This is a genomic window from Sebaldella sp. S0638 (assembly GCF_024158605.1).
Classification (GTDB): domain Bacteria; phylum Fusobacteriota; class Fusobacteriia; order Fusobacteriales; family Leptotrichiaceae; genus Sebaldella.
In genome coordinates this window covers 1-847 of record NZ_JAMZGM010000278.1, presented here as the reverse complement: position 1 = coordinate 847, position 847 = coordinate 1, and the positions used below count along the sequence as shown (strand labels likewise).

Genomic DNA, 847 nt, shown 5'->3' with positions numbered 1-847 from the left:
AGAAAAAGAGAAAGACTTACGGGAAAAATAAGAAAAGATAGAAGGTTCTGATATGGAAGAACTAAAAACAGGGATAGTTCAGTATGACGGAGAAGAATTAAGAATATACTGGAGTGTAAAAGAGATTCCAAAACCGAGTGAGTTAAAAAAGATGCAGGAAATACTAGTAAATACACCGGTAAAATTAATTCCTCAGTTAAGACTGAGCATGGATCAGATGAAGCTGATAAAAGTACTGACCACAGAATACGGAGAGATACTAGGATATGAACAGCCAGAAATGCAGGACCTTTTGAAAGAGGAATTTTGTGAATTGTATGAAGAAGAATGGTTTAGTACATCACCGAACCGAGTGGATGCCTGCACAATGGAAACGGGAACTAAGTTTATAGATTTCATAATAAATCATGCAATTGTGAGAAATAATATATATTTGTATGTATGGGATAAAAAAACAAAGAAGACAGAGCCGTGCAGAAAATATGTGAATGACTTCTATAGTTATGTAGTAGCCTGTTTTCTGAATAAGAAGTGTGTTGTATGTGGTCAGAGGCATGATTTTGAGAATAACCTGATAGTGGATTATGATCATGCGGATAAGGTGGGAACTATAGGAGCAAGGAAATATGATGACGGATTACAGTTGAGAGGTTGGACTTTATGCAGGAAACATCATCAGCAGAGGGAGAGTATGCCAATAGATGATTTTATGGAATATTGGCATATAGCTCCGATAAAATTAAGTCCGACATTGGTAGCTTTAGGTCAAAGATTGTATCCAGAGCAGTTTAAGGCATTTGATATAGAGAAGTATAGGACTAAGATAAATTATGAGGTACAGGAGTTT

The 847-nt window shown here is 35.9% G+C and carries 1 protein-coding gene; it reads left to right on the top strand.

Annotated elements, in window-relative coordinates; genetic code table 11:
- Window positions 1-52: 52 nt before the first annotated feature.
- The coding region (locus NK213_RS20250; RefSeq protein ID WP_253352714.1) for a putative HNHc nuclease at window positions 53-847 on the top strand (795 nt) is incomplete at its 3' end.